This is a genomic window from Helicobacter pylori (genome assembly GCF_003638305.1).
GTDB classification, from domain to species: domain Bacteria; phylum Campylobacterota; class Campylobacteria; order Campylobacterales; family Helicobacteraceae; genus Helicobacter; species Helicobacter pylori_DJ.
This window is the reverse complement of the sequence record NZ_MVYP01000011.1, coordinates 23,561-43,361: the sequence shown is the minus strand read 5'-3', so window position 1 is coordinate 43,361 and position 19,801 is coordinate 23,561. Positions and strand designations below refer to the sequence as shown.

Sequence of the window (19,801 nt, the reverse complement as noted above, 5' to 3'; positions counted from 1 at the left end):
AACTACTCTTCTTTAAAATTGAATTTAAAAGGCTTTTTATCAAACACCACGATTTCTATCATTCCCTCTAAAACCTGAATGTCTAACACAAACGCCTCTATTTTTATTTCAGCTTTTTTCACGCCATCTTGAATGACTTGCGCTTTAATGAGCACTTCTTGATTCAATTCTAGGGGGGCGTAAAAATTGATGTTATTAGAAACCACCACGCTGTGTCTTTTATTCAACGCACACAAGGCCGCATAATTGCACGCAATAAGCACAAACCCGGCATGCACAAAATTTTCTTCATACACCATGCTTTCATTGCCCTTGAAACGCGCATGGGCTATATCTTTTTCCAAAACGATTAATTCAGTGCCAACGCTTGGTTTGAAATTCTTACAAGTCTCTAAAGAGTCATAATCCACATGAACGACTGATTCTTGCACTATTTAATCCTTTATTTATTAAAGCTTGCTTGGTTTGAGCATTTTAAAATACCCCCTTAAAGGAGCGTCATACCCCTCTAAAGTTTTAGAATGATCCGTTTTATCCAAAAAATCTTCTAAACTCTGCCCCAAAATAAAATCCGTTTTACGCTGTTCTTTGGGCGTGGTCTTTGAAACGCTAAGAATCTCAAAATTTTCAAACCCCACCCTTTCACACCACCCCTTTAAAGCGCTAACACTAGGGATAAAATAAACATTTTTCATTTTAGCATAAGTTTTTTTAGGGCAAAGGGCGATGTCTAGGGGCGAATCAACAATAAGCGTATCTAGCACCAGCTCCCCTTTTATCTTTAAAGCATGATACAAGGCTTTTAAAGCTTCTAGCGGGCTTTTCCTGTGGTATAGCACCCCTAAGCAAAAAATGACATCAAAAGCGTTAGGGTATTTTTCATGCAAACCCTCTACCCCCAAAGACTCATAAATGATTTTTTTTTCTTTATCAAAAAAGGGGGCTAAAAATTCAAATTGTTTTTTGACTAAAACACCCGGATCAAACCCCACCAAACTTTTAGGCTTATGTTCTAGCATCTTAAACAAGTAATAGCCGTTATTGCAACCCACATCAGCCACTATTTTGTCTTTTAAAGGAGTGGCGTTTTTGACTAGATCCCATTTAATGGAGCTATCCCATTCGCTATCAATCTTGATTTGAGAAATTTCAAAAGGGCCTTTACGCCATGGCCTTAACGCCATGATTTCTTCTAAAAGGGTTTTTGGATTGAGATTGTCGTTACAAATGAGCATGACTTACCATAGCGTGGGGGTTTTTTTAAAAAGAGGGGGGTTTAAAAGGGATTCTAAGTGATGGGAGCTAATCCCATAAATAAAAGCGAAATTAAACGCTAAATTTTTTAATTGCTCTTTTAAGTTGTTTTGGGTGGTATAAAAATAAGGGTTATTTTTTTCAAAGAAAGCCGCGCTGTTTTTACGACAAAACACGACAATTTTCCCCCACGATAAAGTCTCGAGGGCTTTTTGAAGCATCATTTCAAACAATTCTTTTGAAGTCTCAGCAACAACCACCCTTGCCGTTGCACCATAGGGGGCTATTTCTAAATTTTTATTCACAAAAAAGGGTTTGCAATGATCTAGTGGGTATTCTTTTTTGCCTAAAAGATTCAAATCAAACGCAATTTGTAATTTATCGCACAATTGAATCACCCTTTTTAAAGGCTCTAAAAAGATGCATGGCATTTTTAATTCGTATTCTTGTTTTTCATAGACTAAAGTGCTGCAAAAAAACGATTGGTTGAGAATCATTAAACGGCTTTCTTTTAAATCTTCTTTCAAGCGCTCCTGCTTATAAAACAAATGAAGCCACTCCAATTTATCAAAAAAGGCTATTTTACACCCCTCTATAATGAATAAATCTTCAAGGCTCTCTTTCAAACACCACACAAATTCGCTCACGATGATTTTAGAAGCGATCTCTAATTCTATGGGGCTTAGTAACGCCCCGACCACGCGCTCGTTCAACAAACAAAATTTAAACAAATGATTCAAAGAATGCTCTATATCTTTAAGCTTGATCCATGCTACATCCTTATCGCTTAAAGGATATTCTCCTGTGTATAAAATCCCATAAGCCCCTAACTCTAAAGCTTTAGGAATGAGAGCATGATCTTTAGCCACAAATAAAGAGCCTTTTTGGACTTTGTTTAAAGACAAGACAATGGAATTGAAATAGCTGATTGAGGGCGTGTTTTGCAATTCGCCCAAACTCAATTCCACGGCTTCATTCACCCCTAATCGCATTTAGCTGATCAAACTTCCTGCGATTTTTTCTTTGGTAGGGCTGATTAAGGCTAGATTATCGCTATCTCGCACCGCTAAAATCATGCCCTCACTCATTTCGCCCATGAGTTTTGCGGGTTTTAAATTAGCCACCACGCACACCATTTGCCCCACCAAACTTTCAGGCTCATAATCCAAAGCGATCCCTGAGATGATCTGCCTCAAACGATTTTCGCCTAAATCCACTTTTAAGCGCAGTAATTTATTGGATTTTTCAATCCTTTGAGCTTCTTTGATAAGTCCTACTTTAATCTCTACTTTCTTAAAATCTTCAATGCTGATATAGTTTTCTTGTTTTGGTTGGGCTTTTTCTTTTTCTTGATTTTCTTTTAGTGGGGCTTCTTTTTCCCCTTTTTCAGTCTTTTCAATTTTCTCAATTTTGGAAAATAAAGGCTCGGTGTCTTGTAAAATCATATCTTGTAATTTTTTAGCTTTAAAAAAGCGTTCGTAATTATTAGGCGTGATTTCTACACGAAAAGCGCTCGCTAATTTCATAGCGCCCTTTGGCATGAACGCATAAAGTAAAAAGCTTGATTGTAACAGCGCGTTTGCGATCAAACTCAATAAGGCTTCTAATTTTTCTGATTCGTTGTTTTTGTGTAAGACCCACGGCTCTTCTTTAGCGATGAGTTTGTTTAAAAAATCATAAACATTAAACAATTCCTCTAAAGCTTTATGCAATTGCATTTTAGGCACAAAAGAATTAGCATTATCTAAAATTTGATGCGTTTTTTCTAGCTCTTTAGGATAATAAGCGGTGATTTTGGCGCTTTTTAGAGAATAATTGAAATATTTTTTAGCCATGCCTAGCAAGCGATTCAGCAAATTCCCCAAATCGTTATTCAAATTCGCGTTGATCCTTTCTGTTAACGCTTTTTTAGAAAAATCCCCATCTTGCCCAAAAGGCACCTCACGCAATAAAAAATAGCGTAATTCTTCAATCCCATACTCCATAGCGAGCTTTTGAGCGTCTAAAACATTACCCAAGCTCTTACTCATTTTCACGCCCTCTATCGTCCACCACCCATGCACGCAAAGCTGTTTGAATAAGGGTAAATTCAAACTCATCAAAAAAGCTGGCCAATAAATGGCATGGAAGCGCAAAATATCCTTACCCACAATATGCCTAGCGCGTTCAAAATGCGCCATTTTATTGTCTAAACCATTCAAATACCCTAACGCGCTCGCATAATTCAACAAAGCGTCCAGCCAAACATACACCACATGTTTAGGATCGTTCATCTTTTTAGGCAAAGGAATGCCCCATTCAAAGCTCGTGCGCGTGATAGACAGATCCAATAAACCCTGTTCAATAAAAGAAGTTACCTCATTTTTACGATAAATAGGCAAAATCGCTTCAGGGTTTTTAGCGTAAAAATCCAATAAAGGCTTCTCATACGCGCTTAATCTGAAAAAGTAGCTCTCTTCTTCTAAAAGCGTGGTCTCCCTCAAGCAATCAGGGCATAGGACTTTATCGTTCGTGTTGTCCGCTTTAGAAATCGCGCAATAACTCTCACAGCTCACGCAATAATACCCGCTATAAGTGCCTTTATAAATATCCCCTTTTTCAAACATGATTTCAAAAGCGTTTTGCACGCATTTTTGATGCTCGCTGTCTGTGGTGCGGATAAAACCATCATAATCCAAATTGAAAAAATCCCACTGGTTTTTAAAAATCGCGCTAATGCTATCGGCGTAAGCTTTGGGGCTTTGATTTCTCAATCTCGCGCTTTGTTCGATCTTTTGCCCATGCTCATCGGTGCCGGTTAAAAAAAAGACTTCTTCGCCTTGAAGCGTGTAATACTTCTTTAAAGTGTCCGCAATCAAAGTTGTATAAGCATGGCCAATATGAGGGATGTCATTCACATAATAAATGGGGGTTGTGATCAGTGATTTTTGCATCTTTATAATCGTGTTACCTTAAATTTGTTTAAATCTCTTAATTTTAACATGCTTTTAAAAATTTAGAGAATAGAGGTTGAATTTATGCTTATTCATGGGGTGTTTTTAGCTTAAAATTCATTATAATTAACGCTCAAAAAATTGAAAAATAAGTTCAAGGAATAGACAGATGATTTCAAAATTTTTGCTCAAAAGCATGTTCAAGCAGTGGAAAAACGGCGATTATCAGGTCGTTTTTTGGGACAACAGCGTTTATAGGAATGGCGAACATTCGCCTAAATTCACCCTTAAAATCCATCGCCCCCTGAAATTTAGCGACATTAAAAAAGACATGTCTTTGACGATCGCTGAAGCTTATATGGACGGCGTGATTGATATTGAAGGCTCTATGGATGAGGTGATGCACTCTTTGTATTTGCAAACCAATTATGAGCATTTGCACAAGCATGATAGCGCTAAAGCCGTTCAAAAACCCCTCAAAGAAAGCTCCAACATTTCTAAACATTACGATTTAGGGAATGACTTTTATTCTATCTGGCTGGATGAAACCTTAAGCTATTCATGCGCTTATTTCAAAAAAGACGATGACACCCTCCACGCCGCCCAACTCCAAAAATTGGATCACACTTTAAAAAAGCTCCATTTAAAACAAGGCGAAAAACTGCTGGATATAGGCTGTGGCTGGGGCTATCTCTCTATAAAAGCCGCACAAGAATATGGGGCGGAAGTGATGGGGATCACCATTTCTAGCGAGCAATACAAACAGGCTAACAAACGAGTCCAAGAGCTAGGGTTAGAGAATAAAGTAACGATCAAATTATTGAATTACCAGGATTTAGACGGGCGTTTGTACCGCTTTGATAAAGTGGTGAGCGTGGGCATGTTTGAGCATGTGGGTAAGGATAATTTACCCTTTTATTTCAAAAAAGTTAAAGAAGTGTTAAAAACGGGCGGGATGTTTTTGCTCCACTCCATTTTATGCTGTTTTGAAGGCAAGACTAACGCATGGGTGGATAAATACATCTTCCCGGGCGGCTACTTGCCCTCTTTAAGGGAAGTGATGAGCGTGATGAGCGAATGCGACTTCCACTTGCTCATGGCTGAAAGCTTACGAATCCATTACGCTAAGACTTTAGACATTTGGCGAGACAATTTCAACCACAATCTAGACCAAGTGAAAAGACTCGGCTATGACGAAAGATTTATCCGCATGTGGGATCTGTATTTAAGGACTTGCGCATCCGCTTTCAGGGTGGGGAGTGCGGATTTATTCCAATTGCTTTTAACCAACAGCGTGGATAACACTTTCCCCTTAACCAAAGAATACATCTACCAATAATTGCAAGTTTTAGATTTTAGCCCCTTCTTTTAGGCTAACTTCTGGCAAACTCTCCACATACAAACTCTGTGATGGGAAAGCAAAACTCAAGTGGTGCTTTTCTACGATTCCCATGATTTTTAGCATCACATCTTCTTTGACTTCTAGCCACTCTTCCCAAACCACTGTTTTAGAAAAGCAATACACTAAAATATTAATAGAGCTGTCCGCAAACTGGTCTAAAAAGACAAACAGATTGTTTTTATACCCTAAAAAATCGTCAATAGAAACAATATCTTTTTTAAACATGTAGCGGTAATCGCTTGCGTTTTGCAAAGCACTATCGGCTCCATTAGCGATTTTGGGGTGGTTTTCTAGCATTTCTTTAATGTCTTTCACGCAAAGCTGTAAAGCGCTTTGACTGGAGCTATAGGTTAAGCCTATTTCCATTTTAATGCGCCTTCCCACTTTACGCCGGCTCCAATTCCTGATAGGTTTTCCGGCTAATTCTGAATTAGGCACGGACAAAAGAGCGTTATCAAAGGCTCTGATCGTGGTGCGTCTTAACCCCATTTCCACCACCGTGCCTTCCACTTCACCGCACACGATCCAATCCCCTTGAGAAAACGAATTGTCTAACAATAAAATAACAGAAGCAAAAAAATTCGCCAACACATCTTTAACCGCTAAAGCCACCGCTAACCCCCCAATCCCTAAAGAAGCGATGATGGCTGAAACATTAAACCCTAGTTGTTTCAAAACCCCTAAAAGCGCGACAATAAAAATCAAAAAATACACGACTTTTAAAATCAAGTTGATCACTTCTTTTCTAAAATTGTGCGTGCTTTTGGTAGCCATATTGGTAACCAACGCTTCCCCATAGCCTTTAAAAAGCGCTATCACTAACCATGCTAAAAGCATGATATACACCGTGCCTACCCACATAGAAACTTTAGGAGGCGATGCGTTAGGGTAGTAGAAAATGTCTAAAGCCACATCGCAACTGAATAGGGCTAAAAAGACAGAAACCGGCGAAACAATGCTGCTTTGCACATTGACATGCATTTTTTTATTGCGTTGCATGATTTCAAAAATACGATCTAATAATAAGGCTAAAAGCCAAGTGATCAATTTCCTTAAACCTAACAATAAGGCTAAAATCATCAAAGCCAACGCGATCTTACTCACTTGCAAGCTATGGGCTGTGAAAGGCAAGACCTTGCTGATTTTGTTTAACACAAAATCCATATTCACTTCCATGATCAAGTTCTTAGGAAGCACTTCTTTAGGGTGGTTTTTAATGTAACGCAAGACTTCAGTGTAAGTGTTCAAACGCAATTCATAATCGCTAAACATCTGCTCTAATTCATGCATTTTGACATTGCCTAAATTTTTAGGGAAAGTGTAGAGTTTGAATTGCCCTAAACGCAAAAGAAAAGCATCGCTGATACTTTCCACATCTTTTTGTTCGCTAAAAATATCAATACTGCTCCTGATTTTATCTATAAAACGATACAAAATTTCATCTATCAACAAAATATCTAAAGACAATCTATCTTTCATGAAAGTGTAGAAATCATCGCCCTTAATGCTTTTAGACAAACGCTTTTTGATTTTTTCCTGCTCTTTTAAATTTTGGTTTATATCAATGCCAATTTTATCCCTTTCATTCAATACTTTAGAAGTCAAACTTTTAATCAAGTCGTTCTTTTGGGTGTTATACAGAGAGATTTCAGCACTTCTTTCAGGGTTTTTTTTGTAAGTTTCAATGACTTGATTGAGCTGGTTGATTTGATTGAAAATCAAAAACAAATCCACCGCATCTGTTTCATGCTCTTCAACCGCTCTCAAAGGATTTAAAAACAATAATAATACTAATACCCACCACAATAATAAACGCATGCAAAACCCCACTCAAACAAGATAAAATCTTTCTCATAATTTCTAGCGATTATACCAAAAATTAGAAACGCTTCGCTCCATAAAGTTATCCATGCAATTTGAAAACGCTTTTTATTTATCCCTAAAAAGCGGGCTTTAGATCAATTGTGAGCCTCTTTTTAGATCGCTACATCGCTTGATGCGATGCTTTGAGTGTTTTTACATTTTACAATTAAAACAGAGCCTTAATTTTTAACAAATCTTGCTTTATTTAATATTTTTATAGTAGGATTTCGCATAGGCCGTAGTCAAAAAGCTTTCCCTGTTCGGTGCAATAAATTCACGCATAATGTACATGTCTTTTATTCTTACATGTTTCACTTTTTAGGTTTTTATAACCGCTTTTATTGAATGTTTTCATGTAAGATTTGTGTTTTAGGAGTTTCCAACCCTACTTCTTGTGATTGAGCTATTTTTAATGATCAATCTTTAGAAGAAAAAACCATAAAAATGTAGTATCCTATGCCTATAAGAAAAACAAGAATTAAGAAAATGAGTAATCCCCACTCTAAAGAATCCATAATTCCTCTTTAAAGAATGTCAAAAGTGGTGCGCTTGGCAGGACTCGAACCTGCGACCTACGGCTTAGAAGGCTGTTGCTCTATCCAGCTGAGCTACAAGCGCATTGAATGGTATTAATGTTAGGTGGTACGCCCGAAGGGAGTCGAACCCCTAACCCCCAGATCCGAAGTCTGGTGCTCTATCCAATTGAGCTACGAACGCTTACAATTCAAATAAAGGAATGACTAACATAAAACTCGGTAAAACGCTTATTTAATGAGGTGGGGTGGAAGATGGGAATCGAACCCACGACCCTCAGGACCACAATCTGATGCTCTAACCGACTGAGCTACTCCCACCATTCAACGAAAGGAAGCGATATTCTACCAAAGAATTTTAAACAGAACAATAAACTACGCAAAAAAGTGGTCGGGGCGAAAGGATTCGAACCTTCGACCCCTTGGTCCCAAACCAAGTGCGCTAACCAGACTGCGCTACGCCCCGAAATTTTCACATGAAGCGTTATTATAGCTGAATTTTTTGATTTTTGAGCGTAATTTTTCAAAAATGCCGCTAAAATCAAAAGTGGCACTCAAAAATTGTATTAATTCCAACTCCCCCACCCTTTTAAAAAGCTACTTTTTAAAAACAGCTCTAAAGGATTTTTAAGCTTTTTGTTTCTTAAAAACTACTTTCGTTTTTTCATTTCGCTAGAAACTTTTTCATAATGTTCCATGTGTTTTTTGCTTAACTCTTTGGTAATATGCACCATCACTTTATGATAGGCTTGATTCATGATTTTTCTAATGGCTTGATCATGGTCGGTTTCCTTGATCCTATGCACAAAAGTTTTGGGGACAAAACCTCCAGAATTGGTGCGCCGCAATTCCACCCTTTCAATCACAGCTTTAATCTTTGAAACATCAATACCAAAACTATGGATAATGTCTTCACTTTTTGGCTCAACAAAATTCAAATTCAAATACCCTGAAGACATGTCTATCACTTTTTCTTCATTGAGCGCATCGCTCTCTTCTACAATATCTTCTAAGATAGCCACATTCCCATCCATGCGTAAAACGAGCAACGCTTTTTCTTTGATGTCTTGAGGGATTTCGCTAACATCTTTAAATTGCGAAACGCTATAGCCTTTTCTCTCTAAAAAATTACTCAATTGGAGGAACAAAGACTTCTCAAATTCTTTTTGATAATTTTCAGGGATAACCTTATTAGCCTCTATCTTAGGATCGATTAAGACAACCAAATGGTTATTTTTAGGCTCTTGTTTGCCTTTAATAGGATAGTGGAAATGCAACTCCACTGACTCGCCCATATTATTGTGTTGCTGCTTCATAGGCATTCCATCAGCTAGAGCCGTATAAAACGCCCCACTCGCTAGTAACGATCCTAAAACGATTGCTAAACTACCTTTTTTCATTAAATTCCTTTCTTTCTTTTTATTTAAAATCAATTCCTAATCTTACCCAAAAAATCCCACTTTTAGTGCTATTTTTAAGATAATCATTCCCATTCAATCGTTCCTGGCGGCTTAGAGGTAATATCATACACCACCCTATTGATACCATTCACTTCATTAGTGATGCGGTTAGAAACCTTTTCTAAAAAAGAATGCTCTAAAAAAGAAAAGCTCGCCGTCATGCCATCGCTCGCGTTTACCGCTCTCAAGCAAATAGCGTTTTCATAAGTGCGATTATCCCCCATCACCCCCACAGAATTGACATTCAACAGCACGCAAAAAGCTTGCCAAACCTTGTCATACAAATTGGCTTTTTTAAGTTCCTCTATAAAAATAAAATCCGCTTCTTGCAAGCGTTTGATCTTACTCTCACTGACTTCGCCTAAAATCCTTACAGCAAGCCCAGGCCCTGGAAAGGGGTGGCGCATTAAAAAATCCTGGCTAACGCCCAATTCTTTACCCAACAAACGCACCTCATCTTTAAACAATTCCCTTAAAGGCTCTATGAGTTTAAAATCCATCCATTCAGGCAGTCCGCCCACATTATGGTGGGTTTTGATCACTTTTGAAGGCCCTTTAACGCTCACGGATTCAATCACATCAGGGTATAAAGTGCCTTGGGCTAAAAATTCAATTTTGCCTTTTAAATGGTGCTTTTTGGCTTCTTTTTCAAACACTTCAATAAAGGTCTCGCCGATGATTTTTCGCTTCCATTCAGGCTCGCTCACGCCCTTTAATTTAGACAAAAAGATTCCTTTAGCGTCTATCGTGTTTAAAGGGATTTGCAAGTCTTTAAACATCGCTTGCACCCTTTCTTTTTCATTTTTACGCAACAAGCCATGATCCACAAAAACAGCGATCAAATTATCCTTAATGGCTCTGTATAATAGCGTAGCGACCACCGTAGAATCCACGCCCCCACTCACCGCGCACAACACCTTAGCGTTAGCGATTTTTTCTTTCAACCTTGCTATTTCTCTTTGAGCGAAATGCTGCATCCCCCAAGTTTTTTCACAGCCGCAAACTAAAAGGGCAAAATTTTCTAAAATCTTACCCCCTTCTTCGCTTTGAATGACTTCTGGGTGGAATTGCAAGCCAAAAATCTTACCGCTTTCAATCGCACAATAGGGCGAATTAGGGCTTTTTGCAAGGGTAGTAAAGCCTTTTGGCAATTCTATGACTTTATCCATGTGGCTCATCCACACAAGGCTTTTAATCTTCACGCCTTCAAAAATCACAGAATTTTGAGTGATTTCTAAAATAGCCTTACCAAATTCTTGCTCATTCGCATAGGCCACTACCCCCCCAAAAAAATCCACCAGATACTGCATGCCGTAGCAAATCCCTAAAATCGGTAAATTCAAATCAAAGATTTTTTCATTGGGCTTGTAAGCGTCTTTAGCGTACACGCTCGCTGGCCCCCCACTCAAAATCAAACCTTTAGGGGCTTTTTTTTGAATGTTTTCTACGCTTTCAAAAAAAGGGACTATTTCTGCATAAATCCCACTCTCTCTCAATCTTCTAGCGATCAGCTGCGTGTATTGACTCCCAAAATCTAATACTAAAATCATCTCTCATTCTTTATTTTTGTTTGTGTTTTATCATACTGGCTCTTATAATCCACTCTGTGGCTCTCAGCCAACTCAGGCGCTTTTTGCACAAACCAGCGTTCTAACCTTTCTAATTTGTGTCTATAATTTCCACCTTTTGAGCAATATTGAGAATTGATAAGCGAAAAGACATAGAGCGTTTTATTTTCTTTAGACTGGAATAAAAACTCTTTATGAAAAAGCGCTTTTGCGGGCATACCACTCATTAAAGACTCCGATAACAAAAAAGCGTCAAAATCGCAAAGGACTTTTTTGCTCAATTTGTTGCTTTTAGTAACCACAAAAATGAGATCTGCTTTCATGTCTTGTTTAAAAGCTAATGAAAGCACATTTAAAAAGGGCGGGGTTAAACTTTTATCCACCCTAACCTTAAAAGCTTTAAAATCCCCTAATAAGACCCCCATAAACAAAACCAACCCCACGCAACATTTCAAACTCATTTGAAAAACGCTCATCTTTTATAATCCTTGACTTATTATCGGTCGCATAACCACAAGTTACATGACGCAAAGTATTATAATATAAAAATTGAGAATCACCCCACGCTTTGGCTTGACTAGTAGTCAAGTCTTTAGTTATTAAGTCTTTATTGGGTAAAAACACTCTCATGCTAGTATTTTCACTCCTTTTAAGCCCCAATGATGCTTGGTGTTGAAACAGAATGGTAGGGCTTGACTAATTCATACCTTCTAAGTCTTCTAATATTGACTAAGGCGGTATTGGCTGAAATGGCTTGTGTCATGCTGCTTGTGGGACGCAAAGAAGTGAGCGTATTCACATGCCCTGCATTGCATCGTGGGTTTCTAACCATCACATCTTCTGGGTCATACCACGCCCCTTTTTGGATACTCAAAACCCCTTGACGGATATTCTTAGTTACAAACGCCCCTGCTAACAACCTCCCCCTAGCGTTAAACACTTCTACAATTTCACCATGCCTAATGCCTAATTTATTAGCGTCTAGTTCGTTGATCATTACAGGCTCTCTGCCTTGAATTTTATACACATTCCTAACCCAAGTGTTATCAAGCTGTGAATTGACACGGTATTTTGGGTGCGGAGAGATTAAATGGAACGGATAAATCTCAGCCATTTTAGAGCCTAGCCACTCAGCTGGCTCAAACCAAGTGGGATGCCCTTTAAAATCAGCCAGTTTAAAATCCGCGCATTTTTGAGAAAAAATTTGAATTTTCCCACTCTCTGTATCCAACTTATTATTAATAGGGTCTTGCCTGAATTTCGCATGGCGCACAAACTTTCTCGCATTTTCAGGGATTTCAAACTCCACAAAGCCATCCCTCCAAAACTGATCAAACGATTTCAAAGTAGGGCCATCGCTTTTTTCATAAAGGCCCTTAATCCATTCCATGTAACTCTTAGATTCAGTGAATCGTTGCTCTGTTTCATTGCCCCCAATGCGCAAGGCAAGCTGTCTGAAAATCTCATAATCGTCTTTGGATTCATAAACAGGCTCTATTACCTTACGCATGGCATAAACCACATTCTTAGAATAACTCCCTCCAAAAGTAATATCATCTCTTTCCATAGTGCTAGTGGAAGCAAAGACAATATCAGCAAATTTCGCTGTAGGCGTCCACCAAGGCTCATGCACGATCACGCAATCTAAGGTTCTTAAAGCGCGAATCAGCTCGTTTGTATCAGCTTCATGCCCTAACAAATCCGTTCCGCAATTGTAGATCATTTTGATTTTAGGTAATTTGAGTTTTTTACCCATAAAATCAATTTCTTTATCCGGATTCAAAATCGCTTCAGAAACTCTAGATGCTGGAATAGCGCTTTTTACAGAATTATGCCCTTGCGAAATCATAGGAACAATTCTTGCCCCAGAGCTTGCTTGAGCGTTTCCTCCATAATGCATAGAAAAGCCAAAGCCCCCACCCGATAAGCCCACTTGACCAATCATGCTGGCTAAAACAATTAACGCCCAATCCGGTTGCTCGCCATGCTGAGCTCTTTGCATGGCCCAATTACCTGCTAAAAAAGTGCGCTTAGAGACAAATAAATCCGCTAATTCTTTGATTTTTTCTGCGCTCACTCCAGTGATTTGAGACGCCCATTCTAAAGTCTTAGGCGCCTTATCGCTCTCTCCTAGCAAATAGGGTAAAAATTTATCAAAACCATCAGTGTATTTAGCGATAAACTCTTTATCGTATTGATTGCTTGTATAAAGATAATGCATCATGCCTAGCATTAACGCTACATCAGTGTTAGGGCGAATGGGTATCCATTCAGCACTAAAGGCTTGAGCGGTTTCGGTATAAATGGGATCAATACTAATGAATTTAATACCGGCTCTTTTATACTTAGGGTAGTAGCTGTCATTGACATGGTTTGGCACAAAATAATCAATGCGGTTGCACTTGAATAAATCCGCCCCCCACATGACATACACCTTACAATTTTTAATCATTTCTTCATGTGTGGTTTGTTGCGAATAAACTTCCATATCCCCTACAATCATAGGGTTTATCCTTGCGGCCGCGCCATTACTATATTCCCCATCAGTGCCAATAGCCCCCCCTAAAGTCGTGTTAAAAAAACGCCATGCTAGATTATTACAACGATGCAAGCTGCCCGCATGCCCCCAACCGCAATAACTGGCATTATAGATGTTTTCTTTAGGGATTTCTTTAAGCTTTTTAGCCGCTAAATCCAATGCCACGTCCCAGCTCACGCGCACAAATTCTTCCCTCCCGCGCAATTCTTTGTGGTTTTTTTTGTTTTCTAAAAAGCTCTTACGCACGCAAGGATACTTCACCCTACTATCTGAATACACCCTATCTGCCATCGCTTTTAACATCATGGTAGGGTTATAATCGCTCTTTTGGGGGACAATATCTTTAATCACTCCATTTTGAACCTTTGCGATAAAGGGACCAAAATGCGTCGCATGCGGAATGGATTCTACTTTTTCAAAAACACCAACAGCTTTCAAAACATTAGCGCTAGCGAGCGTGAGTGGGATTTTTGTTAGGATACTTCTGCGTGAAATGGACATGGTTCTCCTTCAAGCTTGCATTCTCTGTTAAAACGCCTAAAATTCTAACACATATTCACATAAAATTATCGCTAATAAAATCCCACTATTGAGATTAATTTGAAACTACTTTTTATTCACGCTGCTCATGTCAGCGACTTTCCCCCACATCAAGCGGTATTTCCTTTTCATGAATTCAATTTCTTCTCTGGCTTGATTGAGTTCATCGCGCAAAAGATCAATGGTTTTTTTATCTTCTTCATAGACTTCTTGCATAGAGATTAAAGCGTCTTTTAAAAACATGTTTTCATTTTTAAAGGCTGAAATCGTTTCGTCTTTAGCACTAATGACTTTATCATGCAAATTTAAAATCGTGTTAATAGTCTTTTCCACAAACACAGGCTCTAAAGAACGCCCGTTCATATCCATAGAAATCAAATTGTTTTCTACCTTTTTGATTAGAGCGTTTGTCCCACTGCTCGCGTCAATTAAAAGCTTGTTGTGGCTTATTTTGCTTTTGATTTTACCGATATTCACTAATTCCAAAATCCTTTCTTTAGGAAGTCCTGAAAGGCGGCTGAACTCTTCTAATTCAAGCCATGCTAAAGCGCTCAAATCTTCCAAAACGACCGGCTCTTTAGACTCTTTTTCTTTATCCTCTACCTCTTGCTCATTTTGTTGCACCGCTTGAGCTTTGTTCAAATCTAAAATATCCAAATTTTTCCTTAAAAATAGTTTTAGCTTAACGCAATTTTTTAACCGCTTTTTTCAAGCTGTCTAGCAAATAATCAATATCGTTTATGGAATGCGTGAAGTGCAAGCTCACTCTAAGCCATCCGGGTTTAGCGTTAAAATCGCTTGACTTTTGAGCGTTAAGATTCAATAAATCATGCCCATAAGGCCCCGCGCAAGAGCAACCTGCCCGGGTCTCAATAGCGTATTCATAGCTTAAAACTCTCGCTAAATCATAGGGCGAAATCCCTCCAATATTAAAAGCCACTACCCCCACACGACTCGCTGTTAAATTCCCATAAATATTAATAGCGGGCAAGTCTTTTAAGCCATGCATAAGCACCCTTAAAAGGTTGTTTTCTTTCTTATGGATAAAATCCAAACCGCATTCATCTCTTAATTGATACGCTAGAGCGCTCCTGTAAAATTGCAACAATCCTGGCGTGCCAAACTCTTCTCTTAAAGGCAACTCATCAATAAATTCATGCCGTGTGCGATTAGCGTATTTAATCACGCCCCCTGCGCTAAAACTCGGGGCGATTTGCGTGTCAATCAAATCTTTAGCAATGCCTAAAAGACCGCACCCTCCAATACCCCCTAAAAGCTTATGAGGGGCATAGAAACCGGTTTGGTATTCGCAATCTTTAGGGTTAGCATGCGCGCTAAAATTCGCTAAATCCAAAGCCAAATCGGCCTTATATTTCTTACACAACAATGAAACTTCTTTTAAGGGCGTAAGAATTCCCGTTACATTAGAAGCCGCGCTCACAGAAACCAGGCTGTTAGGGGATTTTTTTAAAATTTGCTCTAAAATTTCTAAATCCAATAAACCATGTTCATTTAAAGGGATACGCACCACTTCACACAAGCCTTCACGCCAGCTAATTTCATTAGAATGATGCTCATAAGGCCCTACAATCACACGCTTTAAAGCCATATCTTTCAAATACGGCTCTAAATTTTTCTTCGTTTTTGAAGGGATACACACCCCTAAAATTTCTTGAAATTTCTTAATCGCTGAACTCGCCCCATACCCCGCGCTCAACACGCAATGATTAGCGCTCAAATTTAAAGAACGCTTTAACTTTTCTTGGCACTCTTTTAAAAGCATGCCCATTAAAATCGCATGCTTAGAAGCGACAGAATGAGCGTTCGCGTAATAAGGCAGTAAGGATTTCACGCGCTTTTCCACTAAAGCGCTCGCCAAGCCTGAAGCCCCCCAGTCAAAATAAGACACCCCTTTTTTTAAAATAATACTGGATTTAACCTGTTCTAAAGGGCTCTCATTAGGATTGAGTAAGGGAGCAAAACTCCTGTTTAAAAACGCTCGCACGAAATACCACCAACGCTTTTAATGTTTATCTCCGCTTAAAATATGAAAATGCAAATGCATCACCTCTTGCCCCGCGTTTTTACCCACATTCGTTAAAAGCTTGTAACCCTTTTCTTTGATGCCTAATTTTTCCACCACTTCAAAAATAAAACTTGTCATTTGTGCCATAAGCTCTGGGGTGATGCCATTAAAATCCTGAATGCTTTGTTTAGGGATCACTAACGCATGCACTTTAGCTTTAGGGTTAATGTCATAAAAGGATAAAAAACGCTCGTTTTCTAAAATCTTAGAACAAGGGATTTCGCCTTGGATTATTTTTTCAAACACATTCATGCTTTTTTGCTCCCTTTTAAGGTTTTTCTTTTATTAAAGTTGTATTATAGCTTTTTAAAAATAAAATATAAGGATCGTTATTGCACACCTTAATAGAGCGATTAGAAAAGGTTACTAATAGCAAAGAGTTAGAAGAAGCGCGTTTGAATGCTTTGGGTAAAAAGGGGGTTTTTGCGGATAAATTCAACCAGCTCAAAAATCTGAATGGCGAAGAAAAAAACGCTTTTGCTAAAGAAATCCACCACTATAAGCAAGCGTTTGAAAAGGCCTTTGAATTGAAAAAAAAGGCTATTTTAGAGCTTGAATTAGAAGAACGCTTGAAAAAAGAAAAAATTGATGTGAGCTTGTTTAACGCTATCAAAGCAAGCTCTTCTCATCCTTTAAATTATACTAAAAATAAAATCATTGAATTTTTTACCCCATTAGGATACAAGCTTGAAATCGGCTCTTTAGTGGAAGATGATTTCCATAATTTCAGCGCTTTAAACTTGCCCCCTTACCACCCTGCAAGAGACATGCAAGACACTTTCTATTTTAAAGATTACAAGCTTTTAAGGACCCACACTTCGCCTGTGCAAATCCACACCATGCAAGAACAAACCCCACCCATTAAGATGATTTGTTTAGGCGAAACCTTTAGGCGCGATTATGACTTGACCCACACGCCCATGTTCCATCAAATTGAAGGGCTTGTCGTGGATCAAAAAGGGAATATCCGTTTCACGCACTTAAAGGGCGTGATTAAAGACTTTTTGCATTATTTCTTTGGCGGCGTGAAATTAAGGTGGCGCTCTAGCTTTTTCCCTTTCACAGAGCCAAGCGCTGAAGTGGATATTAGTTGCGTGTTTTGCAAGCAAGAAGGCTGTAGGGTTTGCTCGCACACAGGCTGGCTGGAAGTGTTGGGCTGTGGCATGGTCAATAATGCGGTGTTTGAAGCCATAGGGTATGAGAATGTGAGCGGGTTTGCTTTTGGCATGGGGATTGAAAGATTAGCCATGCTGACTTGTCAAATCAATGATTTGCGCAGTTTCTTTGAAACTGATTTGAGGGTGTTGGAGAGCTTTTAATGAAACTGAGTGTCAATGATTTGAATGTTTTTGTCAATACGCCTAAAGATATAGTTAAACTTTGTGAGGATTTGAGCTGCTTAGGTTTAGAAGTGGAAAGCTGTGTTTCTTGTGTTGCCCCTAAAAATGTGGTTGTGGGTAAGGTTTTAGAAAAAGCCCCCCACAAAAACGCTGAAAAACTCAGCGTGTGTCAAGTGGATGTGGGTAAGGGAGTGTTGCAAATCGTTTGTGGGGCTAAAAATGTCGTGCCAAACCAATTCGTGCCAGTCGCTTTAAATGGGGCGCTAATCGGCTCAACCACAATCGCTAAAACGGAGCTTAGGGGGGTTGAAAGCCATGGCATGATTTGCTCTAGCATTGAGTTAGGCTTCCCTAAAATCAATGATGGCATCTTGGAATTAGATGAGAGCATTGGGGAGTTGGTTTTGGGGAAGGAATTACATGAATACGCCCCTTTCAACACGCATGTTTTAGAAATTTCATTGACCCCCAATCGTGGGGATTGCTTGAGCGTTTTAGGTATTGCTAGAGAAATTAGTGCCTTTTATCACACGCCCCTAAAACCTATCAAGGCTTTAAATTTGACGCCAAAAAGCGATTTGATCACGCTTCATACAGATGAAAATATTGAATCGCATCTGGCTTATTATTTAATTTATAATCATTCTTTAAAAACCCCTTTAAATATCAAGCTTTCGCTCGCTCACAACAATGCCTTAAGTGAGAACGACCTGAACAATTTCATAGAATTCAGCGCGCATTTTAGTGGGGTAATATTGAACGCTTATGGCCTGAATACAACCCCTATTGATTTGATCATCAAAAACGATGAAAACAACCTTGAAAGCGTTTATATCAACCATCAAAAACGCTCCACTATCGCTATCAAGCATCAAGATCAAAAAGATTTGAGCGAGTGTTTGCTTTTAGAGGCGAGTTATACTGATCCTGTAAGCCTGTCTTTAAAATTACACGCCCTAAAAGATAAAACGCTTCAAAAAGACAACGCCCTTATTTATAGGAGCGCTAGGGGGAGCAACCCTAATTTATCAGACGGCTTGAATTTTTTAAGCACCCAGTTAAAAGCCACGATCTTAGAAAGCAAGCAAACCAAGCATTCTTTAAAGGATCACGCCCTTAAATTCCAACTTGAAGACATCACCGAAATTTTGGGGCTTGTTATAGAGGCAGAAAAAATTCAAGGCATTTTAAAAAGTTTAGGCTTTAAAGTTAGCGCAAAAGAGCCAAACTCAAAACCCCAAATTTTAGAGGTTATCGTTCCCAATTTCAGGCATGACATCAAAACGATCCAAGATATTGCTGAAGAAATCTTGCGCTTTGTAGGGATTGATAATTTGATCTCAAAGCCCCTTGATAGCGTCAGTAGCAAAAATTCAAACCCCCATTATGACACGCACCGCTTTTTTGAAAACCTTAAACACAAGGCTCTCGCTTGCGGTTTTAAAGAAGTCATTCATTACGTGTTTTATTCTAAAGAAAAACAGCAAAAACTAGGCTTTGAAGTTTTAGAAGATCCCCTAGAATTGCAAAACCCTATCACAACAGAATTAAACACCCTAAGAACGAGCCTTGTTTGCGGGCTTTTAGACGCCAGCTTAAGGAATAAAAATTTAGGGTTTAAAAGTATCGCCCTTTATGAAAAGGGGAGCGTGTATAACTCTAAGAGAGAAGAGATCCAAAAACTAGGCTTTTTAGTAAGCGGCTTACAAAAGAAAGAGAGCTATCCTGACGCTAAGGGCAAGGCTTGGGATTTTTATTCTTTCGCTGAATGCGTTTCAAGAATTATAGGGGGTTTTAGCTTGGAAAAACTAACCATTCAAACCCCCATTAACCACCCCTACCAGAGCGCTAAAATCATTCAAAATAATGAAGTAATAGGCGTGATCGCTAAAATCCACCCCAAAGTGATCCAGGAATTAGATTTGTTTGAAAGCTATTACGCTGAGATAGACGCTTCCAAACTCAAACGCCCCGCCATGCTGTTAAAACCCTTTAGCATTTACCCTAGCAGTGTGAGGGATTTGACTCTCATCATTGATGAAAATACCGCTTTTAGCAAGATTAAAAAAGCCCTAAAAGACGCTCAAATCCCTAATTTAAGCGAGATTCTACCCCTTGATATTTTTAAAGAAAGCGATAACACCATAGCCTTAAGCGTGCGTTGCGTGATCCATTCTTTAGAAAAAACCTTAAATGATGAAGATGTCAATTCAGTTGTTCAAAAAGTGCTTGAAATTTTAGAAAAAGAATTTAACGCCCGCCTTAAGGGATAAAGACAATAAA

The 19,801-nt window shown here is 38.8% G+C and carries 16 protein-coding genes and 4 tRNA genes; 3 read left to right on the top strand and 17 right to left on the bottom strand.

Going from position 1 to position 19,801, the window contains the following annotated elements:
* Positions 1-2 precede the first annotated feature (2 nt).
* From EAL04_RS05955 to metG, 4 genes are read right to left on the bottom strand one after another with little or no spacing between them, the layout of a single operon-like run.
* Entirely contained in the window at positions 3-431 is a 429-nt protein-coding gene (locus EAL04_RS05955) for a hotdog domain-containing protein (RefSeq protein ID WP_120973978.1), read from the bottom strand.
* Between the two features lie 18 nt (positions 432-449).
* A complete protein-coding gene (gene cmoB / locus EAL04_RS05950; RefSeq protein ID WP_120973976.1) occupies positions 450-1,235 on the bottom strand; it encodes a tRNA 5-methoxyuridine(34)/uridine 5-oxyacetic acid(34) synthase CmoB in 786 nt (261 codons plus the stop codon).
* 3 nt (positions 1,236-1,238) lie between these two features.
* On the bottom strand, positions 1,239-2,246 hold the full coding sequence (locus tag EAL04_RS05945; RefSeq protein ID WP_120973974.1) for a ferrochelatase: 1,008 nt from the start codon (positions 2,244-2,246) through the stop codon (positions 1,239-1,241).
* A complete protein-coding gene (gene metG, locus EAL04_RS05940) occupies positions 2,247-4,187 on the bottom strand; it encodes a methionine--tRNA ligase (protein WP_120973972.1) in 1,941 nt (646 codons plus the stop codon). It lies immediately after the preceding gene.
* A 169-nt stretch (positions 4,188-4,356) separates the two neighbouring features.
* Here metG and cfaS point away from each other — a divergent pair, with 169 nt between their 5' ends.
* Positions 4,357-5,526: a cyclopropane fatty acid synthase gene (cfaS, locus tag EAL04_RS05935; RefSeq protein WP_120973970.1), complete on the top strand. Its 1,170-nt coding sequence runs from the start codon at positions 4,357-4,359 to the stop codon at positions 5,524-5,526.
* A gap of 9 nt (positions 5,527-5,535) precedes the next feature.
* On the opposite strand, the gene EAL04_RS05930 is transcribed toward cfaS, so the two are convergent.
* The 13 genes from EAL04_RS05930 to EAL04_RS05860 form a co-directional block, all read right to left on the bottom strand.
* Complete coding sequence (locus tag EAL04_RS05930) at positions 5,536-7,407, bottom strand: mechanosensitive ion channel family protein (protein WP_120973968.1); 1,872 nt, start codon at positions 7,405-7,407, stop codon at positions 5,536-5,538.
* Positions 7,408-7,993: 586 nt separating this feature from the next.
* Positions 7,994-8,070 (bottom strand) — tRNA-Arg (locus EAL04_RS05920).
* Between the two features lie 22 nt (positions 8,071-8,092).
* Positions 8,093-8,169: transfer RNA gene (locus EAL04_RS05915), tRNA-Arg, on the bottom strand.
* A 60-nt stretch (positions 8,170-8,229) separates the two neighbouring features.
* A tRNA-His gene (locus EAL04_RS05910) sits at positions 8,230-8,306 on the bottom strand.
* A 67-nt stretch (positions 8,307-8,373) separates the two neighbouring features.
* Positions 8,374-8,451 (bottom strand) — tRNA-Pro (locus EAL04_RS05905).
* A gap of 184 nt (positions 8,452-8,635) precedes the next feature.
* Positions 8,636-9,385, bottom strand: a complete 750-nt coding sequence (hpaA2, locus tag EAL04_RS05900; RefSeq protein WP_120973986.1) for an HpaA2 protein — start codon at positions 9,383-9,385, stop codon at positions 8,636-8,638.
* Positions 9,386-9,404: 19 nt separating this feature from the next.
* Positions 9,405-9,512, bottom strand: coding sequence for a neuraminyllactose-binding hemagglutinin-like domain protein (locus EAL04_RS08260; RefSeq protein WP_080014827.1), 108 nt, complete (start codon positions 9,510-9,512; stop codon positions 9,405-9,407).
* Positions 9,469-10,995 carry a glutamine-hydrolyzing GMP synthase gene (guaA, locus tag EAL04_RS05890; RefSeq protein ID WP_120973966.1) on the bottom strand — a complete coding sequence of 509 codons (1,527 nt, stop codon included), beginning with the start codon at positions 10,993-10,995 and terminating at the stop codon, positions 9,469-9,471. The genes EAL04_RS08260 and guaA overlap by 44 nt, the downstream gene beginning before the upstream one ends.
* Positions 10,992-11,489 carry a hypothetical protein gene (locus EAL04_RS05885; protein ID WP_120973964.1) on the bottom strand — a complete coding sequence of 166 codons (498 nt, stop codon included), beginning with the start codon at positions 11,487-11,489 and terminating at the stop codon, positions 10,992-10,994. Before EAL04_RS05885 ends, guaA begins: the two co-directional genes overlap by 4 nt.
* 173 nt (positions 11,490-11,662) lie before the next feature.
* Entirely contained in the window at positions 11,663-14,053 is a 2,391-nt protein-coding gene (locus tag EAL04_RS05875) for a molybdopterin guanine dinucleotide-containing S/N-oxide reductase (protein WP_120973960.1), read from the bottom strand.
* 105 nt (positions 14,054-14,158) lie between these two features.
* The gene (locus tag EAL04_RS05870) at positions 14,159-14,749 is read right to left on the bottom strand and encodes a DUF3972 domain-containing protein (RefSeq protein WP_000352066.1); all 591 of its coding nucleotides are present in this window, start codon (positions 14,747-14,749) and stop codon (positions 14,159-14,161) included.
* A gap of 25 nt (positions 14,750-14,774) precedes the next feature.
* Positions 14,775-16,097 carry an aminotransferase class V-fold PLP-dependent enzyme gene (locus tag EAL04_RS05865; RefSeq protein WP_120973958.1) on the bottom strand — a complete coding sequence of 441 codons (1,323 nt, stop codon included), beginning with the start codon at positions 16,095-16,097 and terminating at the stop codon, positions 14,775-14,777.
* Between the two features lie 18 nt (positions 16,098-16,115).
* On the bottom strand, positions 16,116-16,430 hold the full coding sequence (locus EAL04_RS05860; protein WP_001100349.1) for a histidine triad nucleotide-binding protein: 315 nt from the start codon (positions 16,428-16,430) through the stop codon (positions 16,116-16,118).
* 80 nt (positions 16,431-16,510) lie between these two features.
* On the opposite strand from EAL04_RS05860, the gene pheS reads away from it, so the two are divergent.
* Both pheS and pheT read left to right on the top strand, forming a co-directional pair.
* Positions 16,511-17,497, top strand: a complete 987-nt coding sequence (gene pheS, locus EAL04_RS05855) for a phenylalanine--tRNA ligase subunit alpha (RefSeq protein WP_120973956.1) — start codon at positions 16,511-16,513, stop codon at positions 17,495-17,497.
* Positions 17,497-19,791 (top strand): phenylalanine--tRNA ligase subunit beta, encoded by a 2,295-nt coding sequence (gene pheT / locus EAL04_RS05850; RefSeq protein ID WP_120973954.1) that lies wholly within the window; start codon positions 17,497-17,499, stop codon positions 19,789-19,791. Before pheS ends, pheT begins: the two co-directional genes overlap by 1 nt.
* The last annotated feature ends 10 nt before the right edge of the window (positions 19,792-19,801 follow it).

Bases quoted from the DNA above. Each gene is read 5' to 3' on its own strand.
- EAL04_RS05860 (WP_001100349.1), bottom strand. From the start codon at position 16,430: ATGAATGTGTTTGAAAAAATAATCCAAGGCGAAATCCCTTGTTCTAAG.
- metG (WP_120973972.1), bottom strand. From the start codon at position 4,187: ATGCAAAAATCACTGATCACAACCCCCATTTATTATGTGAATGACATC.
- cfaS (WP_120973970.1), top strand. From the start codon at position 4,357: ATGATTTCAAAATTTTTGCTCAAAAGCATGTTCAAGCAGTGGAAAAAC.
- EAL04_RS08260 (WP_080014827.1), bottom strand. From the start codon at position 9,512: ATGATATTACCTCTAAGCCGCCAGGAACGATTGAATGGGAATGATTAT.
- guaA (WP_120973966.1), bottom strand. From the start codon at position 10,995: ATGATTTTAGTATTAGATTTTGGGAGTCAATACACGCAGCTGATCGCT.
- pheT (WP_120973954.1), top strand. From the start codon at position 17,497: ATGAAACTGAGTGTCAATGATTTGAATGTTTTTGTCAATACGCCTAAA.
- EAL04_RS05885 (WP_120973964.1), bottom strand. From the start codon at position 11,489: ATGAGCGTTTTTCAAATGAGTTTGAAATGTTGCGTGGGGTTGGTTTTG.
- EAL04_RS05945 (WP_120973974.1), bottom strand. From the start codon at position 2,246: ATGCGATTAGGGGTGAATGAAGCCGTGGAATTGAGTTTGGGCGAATTG.
- hpaA2 (WP_120973986.1), bottom strand. From the start codon at position 9,385: ATGAAAAAAGGTAGTTTAGCAATCGTTTTAGGATCGTTACTAGCGAGT.
- EAL04_RS05875 (WP_120973960.1), bottom strand. From the start codon at position 14,053: ATGTCCATTTCACGCAGAAGTATCCTAACAAAAATCCCACTCACGCTC.
- cmoB (WP_120973976.1), bottom strand. From the start codon at position 1,235: ATGCTCATTTGTAACGACAATCTCAATCCAAAAACCCTTTTAGAAGAA.
- EAL04_RS05930 (WP_120973968.1), bottom strand. From the start codon at position 7,407: ATGCGTTTATTATTGTGGTGGGTATTAGTATTATTATTGTTTTTAAAT.